Raw genomic sequence first — 22,381 nt, forward strand, 5'->3', positions numbered from 1 at the left:
CGCTTGAGGGATGGGTTGGGCGAACGGGGGCGGACGCCCCGCCGGTCAAGGACCGAGCGGCAGCAGCGCGCCGGGCAAGCCGCAGATCAGGTCGGCTTCGGGACATGCCGCGGCAAACGCAAGGCGAATGCGGCTCGTGGTCTCGACGACACGGGCGGCGATTTTCAAGAGCCGAAGACGCAGCGTCGCGAACTCGGCAGCGGCCAATTCCCGGGCTTTGGGAATGGCGTCGCGCACGGTCAGCATCAGCCAATAAGCGGCCGTATGGAGCACGAGACGGACCTGGTTGGCGAGCGCCGAACGGCAGCTGGTGCGATCGGAGGCGAGCTGCGTCTTATGCAGCTTGATCAGATTCTCGGCTTGGCCGCGCGCGCAATACAGGCTGTCGTAGATCCACTCGGCCGAGCCGACATCGAGGCTGGTGACGACGAAGCGGATGTCGAGGCCGAGCATCGTCGCCTCAATACGGGCGACAGTGCGCCGTTCGCGATCCCAGGACTTTGCCTTGTGGCGCGTCTCGGTATAGCCACGCAGAACCGGCAGGTTCTCGATGGCGCGTCGCGTGCGGATGTCGTCGGCGACCTCGTCGACTTTTCTGGCGAGAGGCTTGGTGCCGGACAGACCGAAGATGTAGTCGATGCCGTTGGTCTCGCACCACGCCATGGCCTCCGGCCGGGCATAGTGCCCGTCGCCACGGAACGTAATTTGCGTGTTGTGCCATCGCGTCCGGATATGCCGTACCAGGCGGCGCAGATGGGCACGCACCTCGACGCCGCCCGGCGTCTTGCCGGGCCGCAGCACGACGGCCACGGGCCGGCTCTTCTCCGTGTCGTAGACGTGGATCGGCAGGAAGCAGCGTTCGTCATAATGAGCGTTGAACAGCGAGAGCTGCTGATGGCCGTGGACGACGTCGCAGGTATCATCGATGTCGAGCGTGACGGATGCCGGCTCGTGGGGGTAGCTATCCATCCATGCGTCGACCAAAATGTAGGTCAGCCGGATCACGTCGCGCAGGCGCGGAGCATTCTCCAGCCGCGACAGCGTCGGCTGGGAACACAAATCCCGGCCCGTGTCCGGCAGCCGTCCGCAGGCCAGTTTGAATGCCGGATCGGACCTCAGATGATCGAGGTCGTCGGCGTCCTCGTAGCCGCAGCAGATCGCGAACATGCGAGCGCGGAGCATATCGACCAGGCTGTGCACGACCCGCGTCGGATCGCGCCGATCCGGGAACACCCGGGCCAGATTGTTGGCCAAACCGAGACGCCGCTCGGCCATCGCCAGAAGCATCACGCCCCCGTTCGAGGTTAGGCGCCCACCATCGAAGGCAGCTGTGACTTTCTTGGCGTGAACGGCTGGAAACGAGAAGGGCGGAATCGTATCGTCGGTCATGGCGGGCGTGGCGTTCGCGGTTGGAGGTGATGGGGTTGGCTTCGCAACCGAATCCTACGCCGCATCAGCGCTTTACCCCTCAGGCGCACTCTTACGAATAAGACGGGTTAAGTTGAAGAAAGATTGAGTGACTCCCGATCATTTCTGTGCCGAAACGTGGAGTCGCGGTCGTGCCGCGTCCAAAGAAACCGGCGCGAGCGGCCTATTAGACGCGGTAGGTGATCAGCCTCCGAAACGAGACTATCAAGCATGAAGAGATCGAGCGCGAGGCAGAGGTTTTATTTGTGTTGAATTCTTGCTTCTCGATAGTGGTCTGAAATCGTATCATCGGTCATGGCGGGCGTGGCGTTCGCGGTTGAAGGTGATGGGGTGGCTTCGCAACCGAATCCTACGCCGCATCAGCGCTTTACACCACGCTCGCCAGCCTCTCAGGCGCCCTCTCGCGAATAAGACGGGCTAGCGACGGGCCTGCGAGCGAGACTCCGATACCGGTTTCCCCTCACTCTTCGCCGCGTTCCACAGCGCGTCCATCTCCGCCAGCGACGCCTGCTCGAGCGTCCGGCCCTGCGCCTCGAGCGCGCGCTCGATGAAGGCGAACCGCCGCTCGAATTTCGCGTTGGTCGCGCGTAGCGCGGCTTCCGGATCGGCGTCGACGTGGCGGGCGAGATTGACGAGTGCGAACATCAGATCGCCGGTCTCTTCCGCCAGCCCCTCGCTGTCGTTGCGGTCGAGCGCTGCCTCGATCTCGTCGGCTTCCTCGCGGATTTTCGCCAGCACCGCGCGCGGGTCGTTCCAGTCGAAGCCGACGGTGGAAGCCTTGCGCTGGAGCTCCATCGCGCGGGTCAGCGCGGGCTGGCCGGCCTTGACGCCCGAGAGTAACGACTTGTGCGTCGGCGTTTCCTCCGGCGGCCGGCGCGCCGCACGTTCGGCTTTCTCCTCGGCCTTGATGCGGTCCCAGACTTCCTTGACGTGGGAGGCGGCGAGGTTGCCGTCCTTGTCGGCGAAGACATGGGGATGGCGCCGGATCATCTTGCGGGTGATGGCCTCCACGACGTCGCCGAAGGCAAAGGCATTCTGTTCTGATGCCATCTGGGCGTGGAACACGACCTGGAGCAGGAGGTCGCCGAGCTCTTCGCGCAGGTCATCGAGATCGCCGCGGCTGATGGCCTCGACCACCTCATAGGCCTCCTCGATCGTGTAGGGCGCGATGGTCACAAAATCCTGCTCGAGGTCCCAGGGGCAGCCGGTCACCGGCGTGCGCAGCGCCGCCATGATCTCGATCAGGCGGGAAATGTCACGGGAAGGGGTCATTGCGGGGCAGTCTCCTGGGTCCAAAACCTTATGCCAAAAGCGGCCCGCCGTTCCCAGCGCGGCGCGGCGGAACAGACCGATTTCCACCGATTGGCGGCAGATTGGCGAGGTGCTAAAGCGCGGGCCATGAGTGACGCATTTTCATCACAAACCGCGCTGGTGCTGTTTTCCGGCGGCCAGGATTCCACCACCTGCCTCGCCTGGGCGCTCAGCCGCTTTGCACGCGTGGAGACACTGGGTTTCGAGTATGGCCAGCGCCATGCCATCGAGCTCGCCTGCCGCGACCGGCTGTTCGACGGCATCAAGGGCCTGCGCGCAGACTGGGCCGCAAGGCTCGGCGAGAGCCATACGCTGTCGATCCCGACGCTGGCGGCCGTGTCCGAGACCGCGTTGACGCGCGACGTCGCGATCACGATGGGGGCCGACGGCCTGCCGAACACGTTTGTACCCGGCCGCAATCTCATCTTTCTGACCTTTGCCGCGGCGCTGGCCTACCGGCGCGGCATCACAGACATCGTCGGCGGCATGTGCGAGACCGACTATTCCGGCTATCCCGATTGCCGCGACGACACCATCCGCGCCATGCAGACCGCGCTCTCGCTCGGCATGGCCAGGCCATTCGCGCTGCATACGCCGCTGATGTGGATCGACAAGGCGGCGACGTGGAAGCTCGCCCATGACCTCGGCGGCGCAGGGCTGGTCGATCTCATCCGCGAGCACTCGCACACCTGCTATCTCGGCGAACGCGGCGCGCAGCATGAGTGGGGTTTCGGATGCGGCGAGTGCCCGGCGTGCAGTTTGCGGGCGAAGGGATGGCGGGAGTTTGCGGCGGGGCGCTGAGGCCACATATTCGGTGTCATCACCCGCGAAAGCGGGTGATCCAGTATCCCAGAGACCGTGCTTGGGTCGAGAGGCCGCGGCCTACTGGATTCCCCGCCTTCGCGGGGAATGACAGCGGAGGGCTTGGCACGAGCGTGCCTCTTACCGACCTACCGAAAATCCTCCGGCCGCAGCTCGATCGGCTTGCCGTGCGGGGTACGGTCGGCGGCGTGGTCCCAGGCGTCGCGGTAGCGGTGCAGCGTATCCGCCGATGCGACGCCCTTGCTTGAGACCAAACCTTCCAGCGTGGCGAGCCAGTGCAGGTAATAGGTCTCGCCCGTATCAGGGTCGCCGGCGGCCTGCGCGCGCTTGATCTCGGAGGCCAAGGCTGCGGCCCATTCCGGCCAGGTGAACACGCCGCGCTCGTGCAGCGTCAGCGCCATCGCAAACGCATGCGCTTCCCAGGGCGCGCGGAACACCGGGCCGTCGTCATCGCGCGGAATGCTCGGAATGGCCGCCGTCGCGGCGGCCGCAGCCGGGCTGCTCATCACGCCGGGTCCAGATAGGGTTCGAAGGCGTCGATCGACACCTTCAAGGTCGGATCACCGTCCGCGCCCCAGAGATCGCGGCCCTCGAAGACGACAGTGTAAAGCCATTGCGGATTTTCGCCGAGCTCCATCGCCGCCGAATCCGGAAATACGTGGCAGCCGTGGTTCAGCTCGACGACACCGACATGGCCGCGCACATAGCGCGGCAGCCGCGTATGCGTGGTCGGATGAATGTTCCTGGCGCGGACGCGGTCGCCGATGTTGAATTTGGCCGGCGCCGGAGCGGAGCGGGCGAACTTGCCGCGCACCATGACGCGCTCGACGTTGGCGAGGTCGAACTTGCCGTGCTTGAGCGCCTTTGCAGGCTGCATCGCGTGCCCGGCAGCGACCTCCTCCCGGGTCAGGTAGCCCTTCTCGATCAGCATCTCCTCGAGCCCGAGAAACCATTTCTTGTAGTAGGAGCTCGAGAGATAGACGTGCGGCGGCAGCGTCTCGCGATAGAAGCGCGAGGTGTCGATGTTGAAGGCGCCCGCCGCGCCCATCGCGCGCACCATGGCGAGAACACGCGATTCCCATTCCTCGTGAAACATCGGCTCGTTCGGCTCGGCCTCGACCTTGCCGAACCCGTCCATACCGCCCATGTCGTGCACGCCGTTCACGACGGCGCTCCAGGCGTCTTGGGAAAGCCGGTGCCGATCATGGAATCGCGAGTAACCAGCTCGGCAAGCTGCTCCTCACTCCAGCCTTCAGTGCCCGCGGGGCGCATCGGCAGCACCAGGAAACGGGTCTCGGCCGTGGAATCCCAGACACGGATTTCCATGTCCTTGGGCAGCGTGACGTCGAAATCGGCGAGCACGCCGCGCGGGTCCTTCACCGCACGCGAGCGATAGGGCGCGGCCTTGTACCAGACCGGCGGCAGCCCCAGCATTTCCCAGGGGTAGCAGGAGCACAGCGTGCACACGACCATGTTGTGTCGCTCTGGCGTATTCTCGACCACGACGAGATGGTCGCCGACGCGGCTGACATGGCCGAGCGTGCCGATGGCCTTCGAGCCATCCTCCAGCAGCGCCTTCTTGAACGCCGGATCGGTCCAGGCCTTGGCGACGACGCGCGCGCCGTTGTGCGGGCCGATCCTGGTCTCATAGGCCTGGATGATGGCGTCGAGCGCGGCCGGCTCGACATAGCCTTTTTCTGTCAAGATCGTCTCGAGCGCGCGCACGCGCAGCTCGGTCTCCGACAGCTCGGAATGGTCGTGATGATGGTCGTGATCGTGGCTCATGGCGCAAAGATAGGCGCAATGGTCCCTGCCTGTCGAGTATGCGCTGGGGCGCAACCGGGTCCCATATTCGTGAGGCCGGATGTAGGCTAGCCTCGCAGCAAAGCGGATTGGGAGACATTGGTGACGAACTTCGTGACGATCGAGAAGGGCCTCGGACCGGAGGGGCGGATTGCGGTGGTACGGTTCGACCGCGGCGACGGCATCAACGCGCTCTCGCCGGAGGCGATGCGCCAGCTCACCGCGGCCGCGCGCAGCTTCGAGGATGATGCCGCAACGTCCGTCGTGGTTCTGACGGGCAGCACCAGCGCCTTCAGCGCCGGCTTCGACCTCAAGGATGCCGAGGGCCGCTCGCGCAAGGACATGGATCTCGGCACGCTGCGGCGGCATCTCAAGCTCGGGCCCCGTCTGACCCATGCCTGGCATGAGATGGAGCAGATCACGATCGCCGCCATCGAGGGTTTTTGCGTCGGCGGCGGCGTCGCGCTGGCCGTGGCGCTCGACTTCCGCGTGATGGGGCACGACGCGCATCTGCGCGTGCCCGAGATCGGGCTCGGCATGAACATGAGCTGGCAGAGCATCCCGCGCATGCTGCATCTGATCGGGCCGGCCCGCACCAAGCAGGCGGTGATCCTGGCCGACCAGCGCATCAGCGCTGATGAGGCCTATGAATGGGGCCTGGTGGAGCAGGTGGCCGATCCCGGCCATGCGTTCGATGCCGCCATGGAGCTTGCCCGGAAGGTCGCCGCGCAGCCGCCGCTCTCGGTCGCCATGACCAAGCTGACCGTCAACCGGCTGGCACATGCGCTGGACGATCTCGCCAGCCACATGGACGTCGACCAGTTCGCACTGGCGAGTCTCACCGAAGACCACAAGGAGGGCGTCGATGCGTTCCTGACCCGCCGCAAGCCGCGCTTCAAGGGGCGGTAGCAAGGGGCGGTAGAACGTGAAGTCAGGCCATTGATCGCGCCGCGGACAGTCCGTATACGCCGCGCTAGGACAAAAACGGCTCGGCCAACGGGCGGTACAATGCGACGACAATCGAGGGGGGAGGGCCCATGGCCGCTAGCTCGCAGACGCCTCAGGCAAAAGGGTTTAGCTGGAAGCTGATCGCGCCGCTCGTGGTGTGGCTGGCCATCTATCTATGGCCGGTGCCGACCGGCCTCAACGCCAATCAGTGGCACTATTTTGCCGTGTTCGCGGCCGTGATCACCGGGCTCATCCTGGAATCGATGCCGGTCGGCGCGGTCGGGTTCATCGGGCTGACGGTCGCGGGCGTCGCCGGCTATATCGATCCCGATCCCGGCAAGTCGCTGCGCTGGATGCTGGCGGGTTTTGCCGAGAGCACGGTGTGGCTGATCGTTGGCGCCTTCGTATTCTCGATCGGTTATCGCAAGAGCCAGCTCGGCCGCCGTATCGCGCTGGTGCTGGTGCAGAAGCTCGGCCGCAACACGCTCGGTCTCGGCTACGCGGTGGCGATGTCGGACTTCCTGCTGGCACCAGCGACGCCATCCAACACCGCGCGCAGCGGCGGCATCGTCTATCCCATCATCAGCAACATCCCGCGCATCTACGGCTCCGAGCCTGGGCCGACCGCCGGCAAGATCGGCACCTATGTGATGTGGACGGCGTTTGCGGCAACCGCGATTACCAGCTCGCTGTTCTTCACCGCGCTCGCACCCAATGCGGCCGCGCTTGCGATCGCGAAGAAGACCGCCGGCGTCGAGGTGAGCTGGGCGCAGTGGTTCGTCGGCTTTGCGCCGCTCGGCATCCTCCTGATGATCCTCGTGCCGCTGCTCAGCTACGTGGTCTGCCGTCCCGAGGTGAAGCACAGCCCGGAGATCTCCGAATGGGCGGCCAGGGAGGTCAGCGAGATGGGCCCGATGTCGCGCAACGAGTGGATCATGCTGGCTCTGATCGTCCTCGCGATGTTCCTGTGGATCGCGGGCTCGAGCCCGGACATCCACGTGCCGCTGCTCGGCTCGAACTTCGTCAACGCCACCACCGTCGTGTTCATCGTGATCTCGCTGATGCTGGTGACGGGCGTGATCGAGTTCGCCGACATCGTCAGCGAGAAGAGCGCCTGGGAGGTGTTCTTCTATTTCACCTCGCTGCTGACGCTGGCCTCAGGCCTCAACGAAATCGGCTTCATCAAATGGTTCGCGACCGAATACGCCAAACCGCTCGCGGGGCTGTCGCCGTCGACCGCGATGCTCCTGCTGGTCGCGCTGTTCTTCTGGATCCACTACTTCTTCTCGAGCATCACCTCGCATGCCGCAGCCGTGCTGCCGGTGGTGCTCGCGGTCGGATCAGGCATCCCCGGCCTGCCGGTCACGACGCTCGCCATGCTCTGCATGTATTCGCTCGGCCTGATGGGCGTGATCTCGCCTTACGCGACGGGACCCGCGCCGATGTATTTCGGCAGCGGCTATATCGGGAAGGGCCAGTTCTGGGGCTTTGGGCTGCTGTTCGGGCTGCTCTATTTTGCGGGACTGCTGCTGATCGTGCTGCCCTGGTTGCAGATCAGCTGAGCGGGGCCGGAAGCTCATACCCCCGGCAGACGAATTTTCTTCGCCGGGGTGGGATTGGGAAAACTTCGTCCAACTCCCCGCAAATATCTGACATTGCAAGGAAGACCTGAAAAAGCGATGGTGTGTGCTGCAGTGCAGCGCGTTCCACCCGAACCCTCGCCGCGATTTCACTCTCCGTCGCTTGACGCGACCGGTTCCCGCATGCCCCACGGGGGCAGCAGGAACTGCTGTGCATGAAGGCCGCCTCCATGAACGCCCACCAATCGCTCGCGATCGGACAGAAGATCGAAACGCTTGAAGCGATTTCACCTGCCGCACGGAACGCCGACGCGATGGTCCGTTTCGAGGGCATCTCGAAGATCTATCCGGCCTATCGCGGCAAGCCCGGCGTCAACGCGCTGCAAGACATCGACTTCGCGATTGCGCGCGGCTCGATCACCGGCGTCATCGGCCGCTCCGGCGCCGGCAAGTCGAGCCTGGTCCGGCTGATCAACGGGCTGGAGAAGCCGACCACGGGCCGCGTGATCGTCGACAACAGCGACATCTCGGCGCTGGCGGGCCGCGAATTGCGGCTGGCGCAGCGCTCGATCGGGATGATCTTCCAGCATTTCAACCTGCTGTCGTCGCGCACAGCGGCCGACAACATCGCGCTGCCGCTGGAGATCGCCGGCTGGGCCAAGTCCGACATCAAGGCCCGCGTCGCCGAGTTGCTGGCGCTGGTCGGCATCGCCGACAAGCACGACCGCTATCCTTCCGAACTCTCGGGCGGCCAGAAGCAGCGCGTCGGCATTGCCCGTGCGCTGGCGACGCGGCCGAGCGTGCTGCTGTCGGACGAGGCGACCTCGGCGCTCGACCCGCAGACCACGCGCGCGATCCTCGATCTGCTCGCCAACATCAATCGCGAGCTGGGCGTGACCATCGTGCTGATCACCCACGAAATGTCGGTGGTGCGCCAGCTCGCCAAGGAGGTCGTGGTGCTCGACGCCGGCCACGTCGTCGAGAGCGGCCATGTCGCCGACATCTTCACGCACCCCAAGCATCCGATCACGCAGTCCTTCCTCGCCGAAGTCATCGGCGACAGCCTGCCGGTGTCGCTTGCGAGCCGGATCGTGGCGGAGCCATCTGCCGGCGGGCAGGCCGTGATCCGCGTCCAGGTGCGCGGGGCAGGGGCCGGCGACACGGTGGTGGCGCGGCTTGCCCGCGAGCTCGGTCTCGACGTGGCGCTGCTGTCGGCGCGCATCGACGAGATCGGCGGCCAGCATGTGGGCTCATTGACCCTCGGTATTCCCGGTGGCGAGGACGCGGTGACGCGCACGCTCGCCTGGCTCTCTCAATATCAACTCCCGGCGGAGCGTCTCGGCTATGTCGCCTGAACTCATCAACCTCATCGTCCAGGCAACAGGCGAAAGCCTGTACATGGTCGGCATCGCGGCACTGCTCGGCACCGCCTTCGGCCTGCCGCTCGGCGTCTTTCTCGCGACCAGCCGAAAAGGAGAGCTGTTCGCGGCCCCCGCGGTCAATCGCGTGCTCGGCATCGTCGTCAATGCGACACGCTCTACGCCCTTCATCATCCTGGTCGTCGCCATCATCCCGTTCACGCGGCTCATTGCCGGCACTTCGATCGGATCGACTGCCGCGATCGTGCCGCTGGTCATCGCATCGACGCCGTTCATCGCGCGCCTGGTCGAAGCTGCGATCCGCGAGGTCGACGGCGGCCTGATCGAGACCGCGTCCTCGTTCGGGGCATCGCCAATCCAGATCGTGCTCAAGGTGCTGATCCCCGAGGCGCTGCCCGGCCTGCTGCTGGCGCTGACGCTCGCGGTGGTCAGCCTGCTCGGCTACTCCGCCATGGTCGGCGCCGTCGGCGGCGGCGGGCTCGGCGACCTCGGCATCCGCTACGGCTATCAGCGCTTCATGCCGGAGATGATGCTGGCCGTCGTGGTCGTTCTGATCGCGCTGGTGCAGCTCGTCCAGAGCGCGGGCGATTATCTCGCACGCCGGGTCAACCGCCGGCTGCGGCAGCGCTGATACACATTCCCTAAAACTGGAGACTTAAATGCGCTTTCTCGCAACCCTTGCGGCTGCAGCCTTACTCGCGACCTCGGCTCAGGCCGAAACCATCCGCGTCGGCGTCACAGCCGGTCCCCACGCCGAGATCCTGGACGTCGTAAAGAAGGTCGGCGCCGAGCGCGGCCTCGACATCAAGGTGGTCGAGTTCACCGACTACGTGATCCCGAACCAGGCGCTGGCGCTCGGGGATCTCGAGGCGAATTCGTTCCAGCACGAGCCGTACCTGAAGAACCAGATCTCCAAGACCGGCTGGAAGATCGTCAAGGTCGCGAACACGATCGGGTCGCCGCAGGGCGTCTATTCGCAGAAATACAAGAAGCTCGCCGATTTGCCGGAAGGCGCCCGCGTTGCGATTGCCAACGATCCCTCCAACGGCGCCCGCGGTCTGATGATCCTGGCGCTGCACGGCGTGATCAAGCTGAAGGATCCGAACAACGTCGCTTCGAGCATTGCCGACATCACCGAGAACCCGAAGAAACTGCGCTTCGTCGAGCTCGATGCCGCCCAGCTTCCGCGCGCGCTGCAGGACGTCGACGTCGTCTCGATCAACAACAATTACGCCGTGCAGGCCGGCCTCAATCCGGCGACCGATGCGATCGCGCGCGAGAACCCCGATGGTCCCTGGGTCAACATCCTCGATGTCCGCAGACAAGCCGTGGGTGAAGCAGTTGATCGCGGTCTATCACTCCGATCCCGTGAAGGCGTTTCTTGAGACGCGCTTCAAGGGTACGTATTTGCCGACCTGGTAAGGTGCCCGGCCTGCATGGTTCGAGACGCCCGCTTGCGCGGGCTCCTCACCATGAGGGTCTGATATCTCGCTGCAAAATGACCTCATCCTGAGGGCCCGCCAGAGGCGGGCGTCTCGAAGGATGGCCGCAAGCGAGCTGCTAGCCACGACTTGTCCTGGAGTAGAAGACGCGCGCGTCAGGCGACAAGCCTCGCGCGCCGCAGTGTCTCCGAGGGCAGCTCGGAGAAGTGGCGCTTGTAGTCGAGCGAGAACTGGCTGAAGTGCCAGAAGCCGTGTTGCACGGCGACGTCGTAGATCGACGTCTCGGCGCCGCCCGCGCGCTTCAGATCCCGCCGCACCCGGTTCAGCCGCATCGCGCGCCAGTAATGCATCGGGCTCGTGCCCACGACTTCCTGGAAGCAATAGCCGAGCTTGCGCGGGCTCGCGCCGACCGCCTTGCAGACCTCCAGCAGCGACAGCGAGCGATCGCCGCTGCCATGCATCACCTCGCGGGCGCGATCCACGGTGCGCTTGCGGGCCGTGGCGCTGCGGCCGGGATCGCTGGGCTGGGCCGTCGGCAGCATGTCCATGATCTCGACGAGGAGGGCGTCCTCCAGCGCCTGCCGCGCGGCCGGATCGTCGAACCGTTCGGGTGCGGCCGTGATGGTCTCGTGAATGGCGGCGAGATGGGCGCGCAGCCGCGCAACCGGTGCCGCCGCCATCTCGATCACCCGCAACTGGTGCCAAACGGCGCGCGGCAATTCGATGTCGAGGCGAGCGGCAAGCTCCGCGATCAGCATCGCGCTGGCGACGACACCGCGCAGCTCGAAGGCCTTCGGCGTACACATGTCGATCTCGGCATCGATGCTGGCGATGACCTGGGAGCCTGCAACACTGGCCCCGTTGCAATTGACTTCGCCGTCGCCGTGCCAGGGCAGACCGATGCCAAAACTGTCGGCACCGAGCTGGCCGTATTGGCGGACTTGCTGGCTGGTGATCTCACGGAAGACTTCGAGCCGGGGCAGGGAGAGTTGCGTGAAGCTGCCGCGGAAGGCGCCGGCGCTGATCTGGTCGTAGCTCAACCGCCAGCGACCGAGCGCGGCGCAATGCTCGTCGACGTCGGTACTGCGCGCCTGAAACAGGTTCGCAGCCGAGTCCGGAGTCGGAAGAGTTGCGCTTAAGGCCATGACATCACGTCGAAATTTGGTAGCCCGGAGCTAGCAAGAACCACGCCAGACTGGCACGGCCATGGCCGCTGTCCAGCAAAATATTGCCGGATCTCGATAACGCCCGATGCGGCCTGTGTGCAGTCTTCTCCCTTGCCGTTCCGACATCGCAGTCAGGATGGCCTTGCGGAGGATCGAGATGCGACCGACGGACATCATGCGCGGCAGCCCGCCTGCGCCCGAGGCCCAAGTGACCCGTGCCAATTGGCGCAGCTTTCCCGCGATCCGCTGGGGCTTCACCCACACCCGCGAAGTGCTGCCGACCGCGGAAGTCCGTCGCTCCGCACATCCCACACCGATGGCAAGCGCGCCGCGCGAGCTGCAAAAGCTCAGCTTCACCGCGCCGGACGGCAAGCCGACCACGGTCGAGGCCACGTTGCGCGAAACCTTCGGCGACGCGCTGCTCGTCATGCACCGGGGCACGCTGATTCACGAATGGTACGGCGACGGCATGAGCGCGACGACGCCGCATCTGATCTGCTCCATCAGCAAGTCGATCGCCGGCACGCTCGGCGGCGTGCTGGCCGCGCGCGGCCTGCTCGATCCGGAGGCGAGGGTGGTGCGCTACGTGCCGGAGCTGGAGAGCTCGGTCTATGGCAGCTGCACCGTCCGCAACGTCCTCGACATGGCGGTCGCGATCAAGTTCGAGGAGGATTACGAGGATCCGGCCGGCGACGTCGCACGCTATCGTTTCTCCTCGGGCTGGGACGTGCCGCCGCCGGGCGTCGAAGCCGGCCATCAGCGCGCCTATCTCACGACCTTGCGCGGGACCGGCAAGCCGCACGGCAAGGTGTTCCACTACGTCTCGACCAATACGGAAGTGCTCGGCTGGGTCTACGAGCGCGCCTGCGGCATGCCCTACCATCGCATCCTCTCCGACTATCTCTGGCAGCCGATGGGCGCCGAGGAGGATGGCTCCCTCACGCTCGACAGCCACGGCATGGGCCGCATCGCCGGCGGGCTTTCCGTCACCGCACGCGATCTGCTGCGCTTCGGCGAAATGATCCGCTGCCGCGGCGTGGTCGAGGGACGGCAGGTGGTGCCGGGCTGGTGGATCGACGACATCCACGTGAACGGCGATCCCCAGGCGTGGAAAGACGGCGACCTCGCGGACATCTTCCGGGGCGCCCGCTACCGCAGCAAATGGTACACGATCGATCCGTCGCGGAACGATCTCGCGGGGATCGGCATTCACGGCCAGTGGCTCTACATCGACGCGGCCACCGACACCGTCATCGTCAAGCTCGCGACGCAGCCGAAGGCGATGGACGTTCCGCTCGACCACCGCTGGCTCGCCGCCTTCCGCGCCATCACCGCGCATCTCGCCCCGCGCTGATTTCTGGTCATCATCATGCTCGATACCGTCAAAGCCAAATCACCGATTCAAGCGGCCGCACCGCATCCGCTCGATCCCCTGACAGCCGAAGAGATCACGGCCGCCTGCACGCTGGTTCGTGCCGCCGCGACCTCGCCGGAGAACTGCCGCTTCCCGACCGTCCGGCTGGAGGAGCCGACCAAACAGGAATTGGCTACGGGCGGAGCAGGGCGCCGCGCCTTCGCGCTGACGCTCGACGTCACCACGGGCGAGGCGATCGAGCACATCGTCGATCTCGACCGCAACGAGATCGTCGCGCGCAAGGTCATTCCGAACCGCGAGGCGCCCTATGGGCAGCCGCCGGTGATGCTGGAAGAATTTTTCAAGTGCGAGGCCGTGGTGAAGGCCGATCCAGGCTGGCGCGCGGCGATGGTCCGCCGCGGGCTCACCGACAAGGATATCGAGCTGGTCCAGGTCGATCCGTTCTCCTCAGGCTTCTTCGATTTTGAGTACGAGCGCGGCGCCCGTATCGTGCGCGCCGTCAGCTTTTTCCGCGAACATCTGCAGGACAACGGCTACGCCCATCCGATCGAGGGCGTGGTGGCCGTGGTCGACCTGATCGCCGGCAAGGTCATCGACCTCACGGACGCCGATCCGATCGTGCCGATCCCGCGCAAGAAGCGGAATTACGGCGCGCATGAAGTCAAAAACCCGCGCACCGACATCAAGCCGCTGCATATCGAGCAGCCGGAGGGCGCGAGTTTCAAGGTCGATGGCTGGAAGGTCGATTGGCAGAAATGGAGCTTTCGCGTCGGCTTCACGCCGCGCGAGGGCCTGGTGCTGCATCAGCTCGCCTACCAGGACGGTGCACGCAAGCGCTCGCTGATCCATCGCGCCAGCGTCACCGAGATGGTGGTGCCTTACGCCGATCCGACCGAGAACCATTTCTGGAAGTCGGCGTTCGATGCCGGGGAATACGGGCTCGGCATGCTCGCCAACGCGCTCGAGCTCGGCTGCGACTGCCTCGGCAACATCCATTATTTCGACGTGCCGGCCGCCGACAACAAGGGCGCGCCCTTCGTCATGCAGAACGCCATCTGCATGCATGAAGAAGATTACGGAATTGCCTGGAAGCATTACGAATTCCGCAACGGCCTGTTCGAGGTCCGCCGCTCGCGGCGCCTCGTCATCTCGTTCTTCGCGACCGTCGGCAATTACGACTATGGCTTCTACTGGTACCTGTACCAGGACGGCACGATTCAGCTCGAAACAAAACTCACCGGCATCATCCAGACCGCCGCTGTGCCATCAGGCGAAAAGTACAAATGGGGCGGCATGGTCGACGACAATCTCGGCGGCCCCACGCACCAGCACTTCTTCAACGTGCGCATGCACATGGATCTCGACGGCGGCGGCAATACCGTCACCGAGCACGAGTTCGTGCCGCGGCCCTGGGGCGCGGACAATCCGCACGGCAATGCGTTCGATACCACCACACGCATCCTGTCGCGCGAGCGTGATGCGGCTGCCATTGCGAACGGCGAGACCGGCCGGCTCTGGAAGATCAGCAATCCCAACGAGACCAACTCCGTCGGCAACGCGCCGGCCTACAAGCTTGTCGTCAATCCGAGCCCGCTGATGCTGGCGCAGGAGGGCAGCTACGTGCGCAAGCGCGGCGGCTTTGCGACGAAGCATGTTTGGGTCACCGCTTTCGACAAGGACGAGAAATACGCCAGCGGCGATTATCCCAATGTCCATGCCGGCGGCGACGGCCTGCCGCGCTACGCCGCGCAGAACCGCAACATCGAGAATACAGATCTCGTGGTGTGGCACTCCTTCGGCCACACCCATGTCTGCAAGCCCGAGGATTTTCCGATCATGCCGGTCGAATATGCCGGCTTCATGCTGAAGCCGACCGGATTTTTTTCGGCTAATGCCGCCGGCGACATTCCGCCGGAGCGCAATAGCCGCAGCGTGCTGGCGGGCGACCCGAAGGATGCCGGCGGCGGCCCGTGCTGTCACGCCGGCAAAGCCTAGACTCGTCGCGCGACAACAACGTTCGCAGCAGGCCGACCAGCGCTGGTTCGCTGGTCGCATGCGCTCGCGGTCGAATTGTCAGGGGAGTATTGCTGCCCCTTTCGAAGGGCCCGCGACGCGACAGCCGGCCGCACGTCGAAAAGATCGCTTCCAATTCCTTTCGAGAGTGATACCATCTTAAGGTTGTATTCTTTAAGGAGATTTCCCATGACCCATGCACTCAATCTCACGCTGCCGATCAAGCAGGATGCCGAGACCCTGGCAAAGCTGCGGAATCTCGAGGCGAGCTTCACTGAGAAGGTTCAGCCCGCCATCGCGGCGGCGCTGAAGCAGTCCAGGATCGTTCATTTCGCCCGGGTCGTCGTCATCGAGGACAAGTACATCCAGGTCATCACCGAATATGAGGGAACGCACCAGGAATACACGGAGTTTTTCCGGCGAGCGCTCACGCCGATATTTGCCGCGATATTTTCCCTGGCAGATACGACTGGCCTGGACATCAACGATCCCAATGCGTTCTTCGAATTCTCGAAGAACCACAACGCGCGTTCGCTGGGCACGGCGACCGACGGATCAACCGACATCAGCGGCAACCCGTCCGGCTGGCTGTTCTCGGCTTACGACGGCATGACGGTCGCAGACATTCTGGCAAAGCTCGGGAAATAGCTTTCAGAGCGTATGTGCGCTTTCGAGATAGGCCGGCTTTGAGGCTGCCTATCGGCTGACCGTTCTTGCAGGACAGGCGCCATGGTGGATCTCGGCAATTTGCAGGCGATCGTCGCTCGAAGCTCCGCGAAGCCGCTACTCGCGGTTCTGTTGTTTAGGTTTGGCGACGCCGGCGGTGCCAGGTCCTTCCTGCGGCAATGGATACCGCGAGCAGCGGTGGGGGCAGGCCCGGACCCCGATGGTCCCGCGTTCCACTTCATGTTCAGTTGGAACGGCATCGCGACGTTGATGTCGGGTCGCCCGGACCTTGACGTCGCACAGGGGCGGCAGCAGTTCGAGGTATCGTTCGTGGACCCGGCGCAGGCGCCGGATGGCGGCATTGCGACACAGCTTGGTTTCTTCGACGCCAGCGCTCCGGCGGGATGGTGGGACGGCAAGTTCAAGTCGAGCGATATCGATCTCGCCATCCACATCGGGTTCGATACGCCCGAGCAGAAAGCCGATTGCCTCGCGCAGGTGCGGCAGTCGGCGACAGGCTTCGCTGTCCGGGAATTGGCGCTCGACAGTTGGGACGACGGCGCACTGTCCGGCTGTCGACCAGCCGACGGCCGCCTGCATTTTGGCTATCGCGATGGAATCACCGCGCCCAATGTTGACTGGCAGGATGCGCCGGCTGCCAGGGCTTCCGACGCCGTCGATTGTCGCGAGATCGTCGTCGGCTATCCGAACAGCGATTTTCCCACTGCACCGTTCAAGCCCGGTCCATGGCAGGACTTCGCGCGCGATGGATCGTTCGTCGGCCTGTCGTGGCTTTATCAGGACGTCGCGGCCTTCAACAAATTCCTGAAGGCGAATGCACCGCAGGCGGCGCCGCATGTCGGCCCGGAACTGGCCGAAGAATGGATCGCGGCCAAGATGATGGGGCGCTGGCGACACGGGTCGCCGCTGTCACGCTTTCCGGATGCACCACCGTCGACCCCGCAATTGAACGATGCGTTCGGCTATGGCGACGATCCAGACGGCGTCAAATGCCCGCTCGGGGCTCACATTCGCATTGTCAATTGCCGCGATCACCCGCTGAAATTCGCCAATCAGATTCGTTTCCCCAAGGGGCCGCCGCGAGTCATACGCCGCGGATTTTCCTACGGCCCTCACCTGGAGGGCACGGAGGACGACGGCAAGGACCGCGGCATCGTAGGGCTGTTCTACTTCGCCAGGATCAACGAGCAATTCTATACCATCCTGCGGTGGATGCATCAGACAGACTTTGCCGACGCCTACATGCGCCTTCCGAACGGAGCCAACGCGCAGGATGCCTTGACCGGAAACCGGACAGACCCAAAGGCCGAGACCCGGTTCCAGGTTCCGCTCGCGGGGGACGCCTCCGTGACGTTCCAGATGAAGCAATTTATCCGCTACAAGGGCGTCGCAGTGCTGTTTGCGCCGAGCGTTAAATCGCTCAACACGATGATTGCCGCGCAACGTTGAACTGCCGGGCAACCGTCGCATCGTCGTCGCAACCATTCGTTCGCGGCAGCGCGTCCGCCGTTTCCAGGCGGTCGCGGACAAGCGGCGAATGTTCTCACTCTAGAAGCATTCCATATCGAAGCGCTCATAGAAGCCGGCGATGCACCTCGATGCGCATATGGGCGCATTGGTCGCACGATTTATTCCCCGGTCTCGATAGATTCTAACTCTGCGTCTCTCGCACTGAGAATGCCCCCGCGTTAGGGCGAGAGTCCAAAAATCATTCCGGCAAAGCCGGCAGTGCGTGGGACCTCGCTAGACGTGTCAGACTTCCAACTTCGTTCGTGCTCCAATGCGCGTGTTCGACAGCTTCAGGTGCTTTTCTTCGGCGCCGTCAGCATATTCGCTCTCTGCGTCCCCATCGCGCCCGTGCAGGCGCAGACTCAAATTCCCACGGTCTCGGTGGAAGCGCCGGCGCAGCGCGCCGGACCCGCTTGATGAAAGTCGAGACGATGAGAGCCATATTTGGCAGGCTGCATCGCTGGGCGGGACTGCTCACGGCCGGATTCCTGTTCTTCTCCGGCATCACCGGCGCGATCATCTCATGGGATCATGAGATCGACGAGGTGCTGAACCACCACCTGTTCGATGTCACCAGCAAAGGCCCGGCGATTCCCTCGATCGAGCTCGCGAAGATGATCGAGCAGCGCGATCCCCGCGCACGCGTCGTCTACCTCTTCATGACGCCGGAGGAGGGGCACTCGCTGTGGTTCTTCGTGATGCCGCGGATCGATCCGGCGACAGGAAAACGCTTCGCGATCGACTACAACCAGATTTTCCTCGATCCCAACACCGGTGTCGAGCTCGGCCGGCGCTATTGGGGCGCGGTGTGGCCGGTGACGCGCGAAAACGTCGTCTCGTTCCTCTACAAGCTCCACTACACCATGCACATCCCGGAATTCTGGGGCAGCGATCGCTGGGGCATGCGCGTGCTCGGCGTGATCGCCATCATCTGGACCATCGATTGCTTCGTCGGCTTCTATCTGACGCTGCCCTCGCGACGGCGCGCCAAGGCCGCGCGGGCGCCCCAGGTCACGCGCCAGCTCGAACGCGGCTTCTGGGCGCGCTGGGCGCCGGCCTGGACCATCAAGGCATCGGGCAGCGCGTACCGGATCAATTTCGACATCCATCGCGCCTTCAGCCTGTGGACCTGGGGCGTGCTGTTCGTCATCGCCTTCACGGCGTTCTCGCTGAACCTCTATTTCGAGGTGTTCTCGCCGATGATGAAGATGGTGTCGAACTACACGCCGACGCCCTATGAGCAGCGGCCCTACCGCAATCTCGACGATCCCATCGAGCCCAGGGTGACGTTCGCCGACATTGCTGCGCGCGCGGCGGCTGACGGCAAGGGGCGAGGGTGGACCGTCCCGGTCGGCGCGCTCAGCTACGGCCCGGCCCATGGCGTCTACGCGGCCGCCTACTTCCATCCCGGCGACGATCACGGCGCCGGCGGCGTCGGGCCGGCGCAGCTCTATTACGACAGCGAGGACGGCCGCCCGATCGGCGAACGGCTGCCCTGGGTCGGCACCGCCGCCGACATCTTCGTGCAGGCGCAATTCCCGCTGCATTCGGGCCGCATCGTCGGGCTGTTCGGCCGCATCCTGATCTCGATCATGGGCCTCGTGGTGGCGGCACTGTCGGTCACCGGCGTCGTGATCTGGTGGCGCAAGCGACGCGCCCGCGTCCGGGCGCGCGAGACGGCGGCGATGCGCCTGAGCCGGCAGCAGCTCACGCCGGCGGAGTAGGGCCGGCGTGCCGCTCGATCGTCTGCGCATTTACCGAGTGCGCTCGTTGACGATGGGCATCGCGGTCTGCAGCGCCTGCTCGTAACGCTTCAACTGACTGAGCGAGAATTTCTTCATCGCCAGCAGTTCGTCGGACGTCTTGCCTCTCAACCGAGCGACTTTGGATGTCTTGAACACGTCATCATTCGCCGCCGAGGCGTTCTGTCGAAGCGCAAAAACCCTTTCGATGCTCTGGGACAACAGCCGATTGCGCTCCACCCCTTTGTTCGCGTGCTCCACATAGTGAAGCAGTCTATCGGTGGGCATGGCGCGAGCACTGTCTGCATCTCCTTCGATGAGGCGAAGCAGCTGCTCATCAACGATATCGGTGCATAGGTCGATACATTCGTCGCATATAAAGACAGCCGGCCCGGCCACCAGCTTGCTCACTTCATGCTGGTTCATGCCGCAGAACGAACAGTAGATGGGACGATCCTGCTGGGCAGGATTCTGCATGCCAGCACTCGGCTGCGCCGCATCAATCTTGGCCGACAGAATATTCCAGTTCTCGTACCCGAACGCTTTCGCGATCAGTTCCAAAGCTTCGCTGTGAGTGGTTTGCACGGCTTTGGCATTCAAGGCATCGCGCAAGGAACGAGCCATAGCCTTCGCATCGCGGAAATCGCGCATGAGAGCACCCGTATCGGCGAACGGAGAAGATCGGTGCCTGCCTTGCCGACCCGCTCGCCAATAGCGAGGGTGAGGGCGACTTTGATACGTTCACCATCCCCAAAGGGCGCAGGCAGCTGGTGTATCGACCCGAACGAATTTTGGCGCTGGACGGCCGCTCTTGTCAACCTGAAACGGGTACATCCACACCTCCGACCGCCACGCACGTTCGCAGTTCAGGAGCCGATGAACCTTCCCGTCCGGCACCGGCACAAAGACTGGAGATCGCTCCCAGTCTTCCGGAAATTGCAATGAGATCGCTCGCCTTGCTCTGCCTGCTCGTTTTCGCGACGCCCACCGACGCCGCCACGCCCGAGCAGCACTATCTCGATTTGCGCGATCGCTACATCGCAAAATTCTCCAAAGCCAAGGAGAACGACGAGACTTTTAAGCAGCACGATGCGGCGCTTAACGAGCTGACCGGTGTGCTGCGCGGCTTGGTCGGACCGGTCACGATCAAGGGGCTGCCGGCGGAAGGCAAGTCGAACGCCGACACGCTGTTCAAGGGCGACTCCGGCTTCGGCCATCTCGACGGCCTGGGCTTCGCGTCCGAAGGCGACAAGATGCAGGCCGTGGTGACCACCACAGGTCTGCTCAAGCACTGGCTGCGCGAGCACCGCGAGGACGGCCTGCCGCAGGAGATCGCCGCAGCCTTCAAGTCGGATCGCTTCTACTATCAAGCGATCCAGGACTCGGCCTTCGCCAAATATGCCGAGCTGCCGATCACGAAGCCCGCATCCGCGAGTGCCGCGGTCGCCGTGCTCGGCGTGCGCGGCAACGGCGACCTGAAGGGCGCGCCGCATGAATCGACGTCGTCGCGATCCAGGGCGACAAGGTCTACTTCCTCGCCGCAACCGACGCCGTGAAGACGGCCGAGATCCCGGCCTGCGAAAAAGTCTGGAAGCAGATGATGGCCAGGAACACCCCGCAGGACGCCATGGCCAAGGAAGACCAGGCCATGGACGCCTACACAAAGTGTTTCGCCAGGGAAGCGCCCAGCCAGAGTTGGTTCGCGGGCGCGGTGAAGAAGGCGCAGAGCCAGCTGGAGATGCTGCTGGCGCGGTAATTGCGCAGCTTCACCACACTCCGCACCTCATCCTGAGGAGCCCGCAAAGCGGGCGTCTCGAAGGATGGCCACACGCGAGAGGCGGGCCTTCATGGTTCGAGACGCGCGTGCCGCGCTCCTCACCATGAGGGTCCTGCAACGCCATCAGGCTAGAGCGCGCTGCCGCCCAAATTCCACCCGCGGCCGCCCTCGCCAAAGATCTCATACCCGGTCGGCGTCACCACAACCGTATCCTCGAGCTTGATAAAGCCGCGCTTCGGATGCTTCATGGTGGTTTCGATCGAGACCACCATGCCTGTTTCGAGCGGCAGCCGGGCGTCGGTGTCGTCGTAGGGGACCGGACCTTTGGCGGTCAGGCGAGGGGCCTCGTGGCTGACGAGACCCATGCCGTGGGCCAGGAAATCTGTGAAGTCGCGCTGAGTGATCTGGGCAAGCCGCCGCTCGGCCGCGACGTAGATGTCGCCGCCGAGGGCGCCAGGTCGGACCGCGGCAAAGGCGGCGCGCTGAACCGCCTCGATCTCGGCCAGGCAATCCTTCAGTTCGCTGTCGGGTTCGCCCAGCACGGCCATGCGGGCGAGGTCGCCGATATAGCCGTGATAATTGCCGCCGGAATCGAGCGATAGCACGTCGCCTTGCTCCCAGCGCTGCGCAGACGGCGCCCGGTTGTGGCTGTTGCCGCAGGCGAGCAGGCAGTATTCGAAGGTCAGGCCGCGATTGGCCTCGGCGACACGCAAACTGTCCGACAATTGCTGCTTGGTGGTGCCCGGGCCGTGCGCGGCGATCACCTCGAGCATTGATGCAATGACGAGCTCGGACGCCGTCTTAAGCTTGGCCAGCTCGTCCGCCGACTTGACCGCCCGCAGCCGCTCCAGCACCAGCAGCGCGTCCTTGAGCTCGCACCGGGCAGGGCGTCAGCGAGCGCCCTTCCAGCATCCATCGGCAGGAACGCCATCTCGACGCCGACCCGCTTCAAGGGCACGCCGGCGTCGCGGATCAGGCCAATGGCCCGTGTGACCGCGTCGACCGAGCCATTGGATTCGGTGCGGACCTGCGGCACCCACGGCGGCGCCACGGCACGCTGATGGGTTTCCAGACGGTGACCGATATAGACCGCCTTGTCCGGCGCACCCCTGGGATAGACCAGGACCGGCAGATAGCGGCTGACGCCCATGGCGTCCATGTAGTCGAAGAAGATCGCGCGCTCGGCGCCGAGCAAGTACTGCACATTGTGCTTGGAGGTCACGACCAGCACGTCGAGGCCGGCGGCCTCCATGAGACGGTCGAGCTTGGCGGCGTCGAACGGAATGGCGCGCGAGCTGTTCGCGCGGGTGACGTTCTCCTGCATGACGGGCTCCTTGAGCGGCGGTTGAGACCGCCTTGTATCGTTGACCTCTTCAGGACTGCGGCGCCTAGTCTAGCA

The 22,381-nt window shown here is 64.4% G+C and carries 16 protein-coding genes and 5 pseudogenes; 12 read left to right on the plus strand and 9 right to left on the minus strand.

The window, feature by feature from the left end:
* Window positions 1-45 precede the first annotated feature (45 nt).
* Both J4G43_RS26440 and mazG read right to left on the minus strand, forming a co-directional pair.
* Complete coding sequence (locus tag J4G43_RS26440; RefSeq protein WP_208084195.1) at window positions 46-1,389, minus strand: IS1380-like element ISBdi2 family transposase; 1,344 nt, start codon at window positions 1,387-1,389, stop codon at window positions 46-48.
* A 456-nt stretch (window positions 1,390-1,845) separates the two neighbouring features.
* Window positions 1,846-2,700 carry a nucleoside triphosphate pyrophosphohydrolase gene (mazG, locus tag J4G43_RS26445; RefSeq protein ID WP_208086779.1) on the minus strand — a complete coding sequence of 285 codons (855 nt, stop codon included), beginning with the start codon at window positions 2,698-2,700 and terminating at the stop codon, window positions 1,846-1,848.
* Between the two features lie 126 nt (window positions 2,701-2,826).
* Between mazG and queC the strand changes: the two genes are divergently transcribed.
* Window positions 2,827-3,540, plus strand: a complete 714-nt coding sequence (gene queC / locus J4G43_RS26450) for a 7-cyano-7-deazaguanine synthase QueC (RefSeq protein WP_208086780.1) — start codon at window positions 2,827-2,829, stop codon at window positions 3,538-3,540.
* A gap of 149 nt (window positions 3,541-3,689) precedes the next feature.
* Here the strand turns inward: queC and J4G43_RS26455 are convergent, their stop codons facing one another.
* The 3 genes from J4G43_RS26455 to nthA are packed head-to-tail and all read right to left on the minus strand — an operon-like array spanning window position 3,690 to window position 5,346.
* Entirely contained in the window at window positions 3,690-4,067 is a 378-nt protein-coding gene (locus J4G43_RS26455) for a nitrile hydratase accessory protein (RefSeq protein WP_208086781.1), read from the minus strand.
* Window positions 4,067-4,726 (minus strand): nitrile hydratase subunit beta, encoded by a 660-nt coding sequence (gene nthB / locus J4G43_RS26460; protein WP_028147553.1) that lies wholly within the window; start codon window positions 4,724-4,726, stop codon window positions 4,067-4,069. Before nthB ends, J4G43_RS26455 begins: the two co-directional genes overlap by 1 nt.
* Window positions 4,723-5,346, minus strand: coding sequence for a nitrile hydratase subunit alpha (nthA, locus tag J4G43_RS26465; protein ID WP_063983312.1), 624 nt, complete (start codon window positions 5,344-5,346; stop codon window positions 4,723-4,725). The genes nthB and nthA overlap by 4 nt, the downstream gene beginning before the upstream one ends.
* Before the next feature lie 120 nt (window positions 5,347-5,466).
* Here nthA and J4G43_RS26470 point away from each other — a divergent pair, with 120 nt between their 5' ends.
* The 5 genes and pseudogenes from J4G43_RS26470 (at window position 5,467) to J4G43_RS26490 (ending at window position 10,693) form a co-directional block, all read left to right on the plus strand.
* Window positions 5,467-6,273, plus strand: coding sequence for an enoyl-CoA hydratase/isomerase family protein (locus tag J4G43_RS26470; RefSeq protein ID WP_208086782.1), 807 nt, complete (start codon window positions 5,467-5,469; stop codon window positions 6,271-6,273).
* A 128-nt stretch (window positions 6,274-6,401) separates the two neighbouring features.
* Entirely contained in the window at window positions 6,402-7,874 is a 1,473-nt protein-coding gene (locus tag J4G43_RS26475; protein ID WP_208086783.1) for a DASS family sodium-coupled anion symporter, read from the plus strand.
* Between the two features lie 233 nt (window positions 7,875-8,107).
* Window positions 8,108-9,247, plus strand: a complete 1,140-nt coding sequence (locus J4G43_RS26480) for a methionine ABC transporter ATP-binding protein (RefSeq protein WP_208086784.1) — start codon at window positions 8,108-8,110, stop codon at window positions 9,245-9,247.
* Window positions 9,237-9,902 (plus strand): methionine ABC transporter permease, encoded by a 666-nt coding sequence (locus J4G43_RS26485; protein ID WP_208086785.1) that lies wholly within the window; start codon window positions 9,237-9,239, stop codon window positions 9,900-9,902. Before J4G43_RS26480 ends, J4G43_RS26485 begins: the two co-directional genes overlap by 11 nt.
* Window positions 9,903-9,930: 28 nt before the next feature.
* A pseudogene (locus tag J4G43_RS26490) lies at window positions 9,931-10,693 on the plus strand (MetQ/NlpA family ABC transporter substrate-binding protein).
* Window positions 10,694-10,868: 175 nt separating this feature from the next.
* Here the strand turns inward: J4G43_RS26490 and J4G43_RS26495 are convergent.
* Window positions 10,869-11,858, minus strand: a complete 990-nt coding sequence (locus J4G43_RS26495; protein ID WP_208086786.1) for a helix-turn-helix domain-containing protein — start codon at window positions 11,856-11,858, stop codon at window positions 10,869-10,871.
* Window positions 11,859-12,036: 178 nt separating this feature from the next.
* On the opposite strand from J4G43_RS26495, the gene J4G43_RS26500 reads away from it, so the two are divergent.
* From J4G43_RS26500 to fsrB, 5 genes are all read left to right on the plus strand, one after another.
* On the plus strand, window positions 12,037-13,233 hold the full coding sequence (locus tag J4G43_RS26500; protein WP_208086787.1) for a serine hydrolase domain-containing protein: 1,197 nt from the start codon (window positions 12,037-12,039) through the stop codon (window positions 13,231-13,233).
* A 15-nt stretch (window positions 13,234-13,248) separates the two neighbouring features.
* Window positions 13,249-15,249 carry a primary-amine oxidase gene (locus tag J4G43_RS26505; RefSeq protein WP_208086788.1) on the plus strand — a complete coding sequence of 667 codons (2,001 nt, stop codon included), beginning with the start codon at window positions 13,249-13,251 and terminating at the stop codon, window positions 15,247-15,249.
* Window positions 15,250-15,456: 207 nt separating this feature from the next.
* Window positions 15,457-15,915, plus strand: a complete 459-nt coding sequence (locus J4G43_RS26510) for a hypothetical protein (protein WP_028147544.1) — start codon at window positions 15,457-15,459, stop codon at window positions 15,913-15,915.
* Window positions 15,916-15,996: 81 nt separating this feature from the next.
* A complete protein-coding gene (locus tag J4G43_RS26515; RefSeq protein ID WP_208086789.1) occupies window positions 15,997-17,403 on the plus strand; it encodes a Dyp-type peroxidase in 1,407 nt (468 codons plus the stop codon).
* Between the two features lie 491 nt (window positions 17,404-17,894).
* Window positions 17,895-19,187 carry a siderophore utilization protein FsrB gene (gene fsrB, locus J4G43_RS26520; RefSeq protein ID WP_208086790.1) on the plus strand — a complete coding sequence of 431 codons (1,293 nt, stop codon included), beginning with the start codon at window positions 17,895-17,897 and terminating at the stop codon, window positions 19,185-19,187.
* Between the two features lie 350 nt (window positions 19,188-19,537).
* Here the strand turns inward: fsrB and J4G43_RS56045 are convergent.
* A pseudogene (locus J4G43_RS56045) lies at window positions 19,538-19,682 on the minus strand (ClpX C4-type zinc finger protein); the annotation flags it as partial.
* A 69-nt stretch (window positions 19,683-19,751) separates the two neighbouring features.
* Window positions 19,752-19,856, minus strand: a pseudogene (locus J4G43_RS56050) (glyoxalase superfamily protein); the annotation flags it as partial.
* 290 nt (window positions 19,857-20,146) lie between these two features.
* Here J4G43_RS56050 and J4G43_RS26530 point away from each other — a divergent pair.
* A pseudogene (locus J4G43_RS26530) lies at window positions 20,147-20,961 on the plus strand (hypothetical protein).
* Between the two features lie 149 nt (window positions 20,962-21,110).
* Here J4G43_RS26530 and J4G43_RS26535 read toward each other — a convergent pair.
* Window positions 21,111-22,306: pseudogene (locus J4G43_RS26535) on the minus strand (M24 family metallopeptidase).
* Between the last annotated feature and the right edge of the window lie 75 nt (window positions 22,307-22,381).

The sequence above is a fragment of the Bradyrhizobium barranii subsp. barranii genome, assembly GCF_017565645.3.
Classification (GTDB): Bacteria; Pseudomonadota; Alphaproteobacteria; order Rhizobiales; family Xanthobacteraceae; genus Bradyrhizobium; species Bradyrhizobium barranii.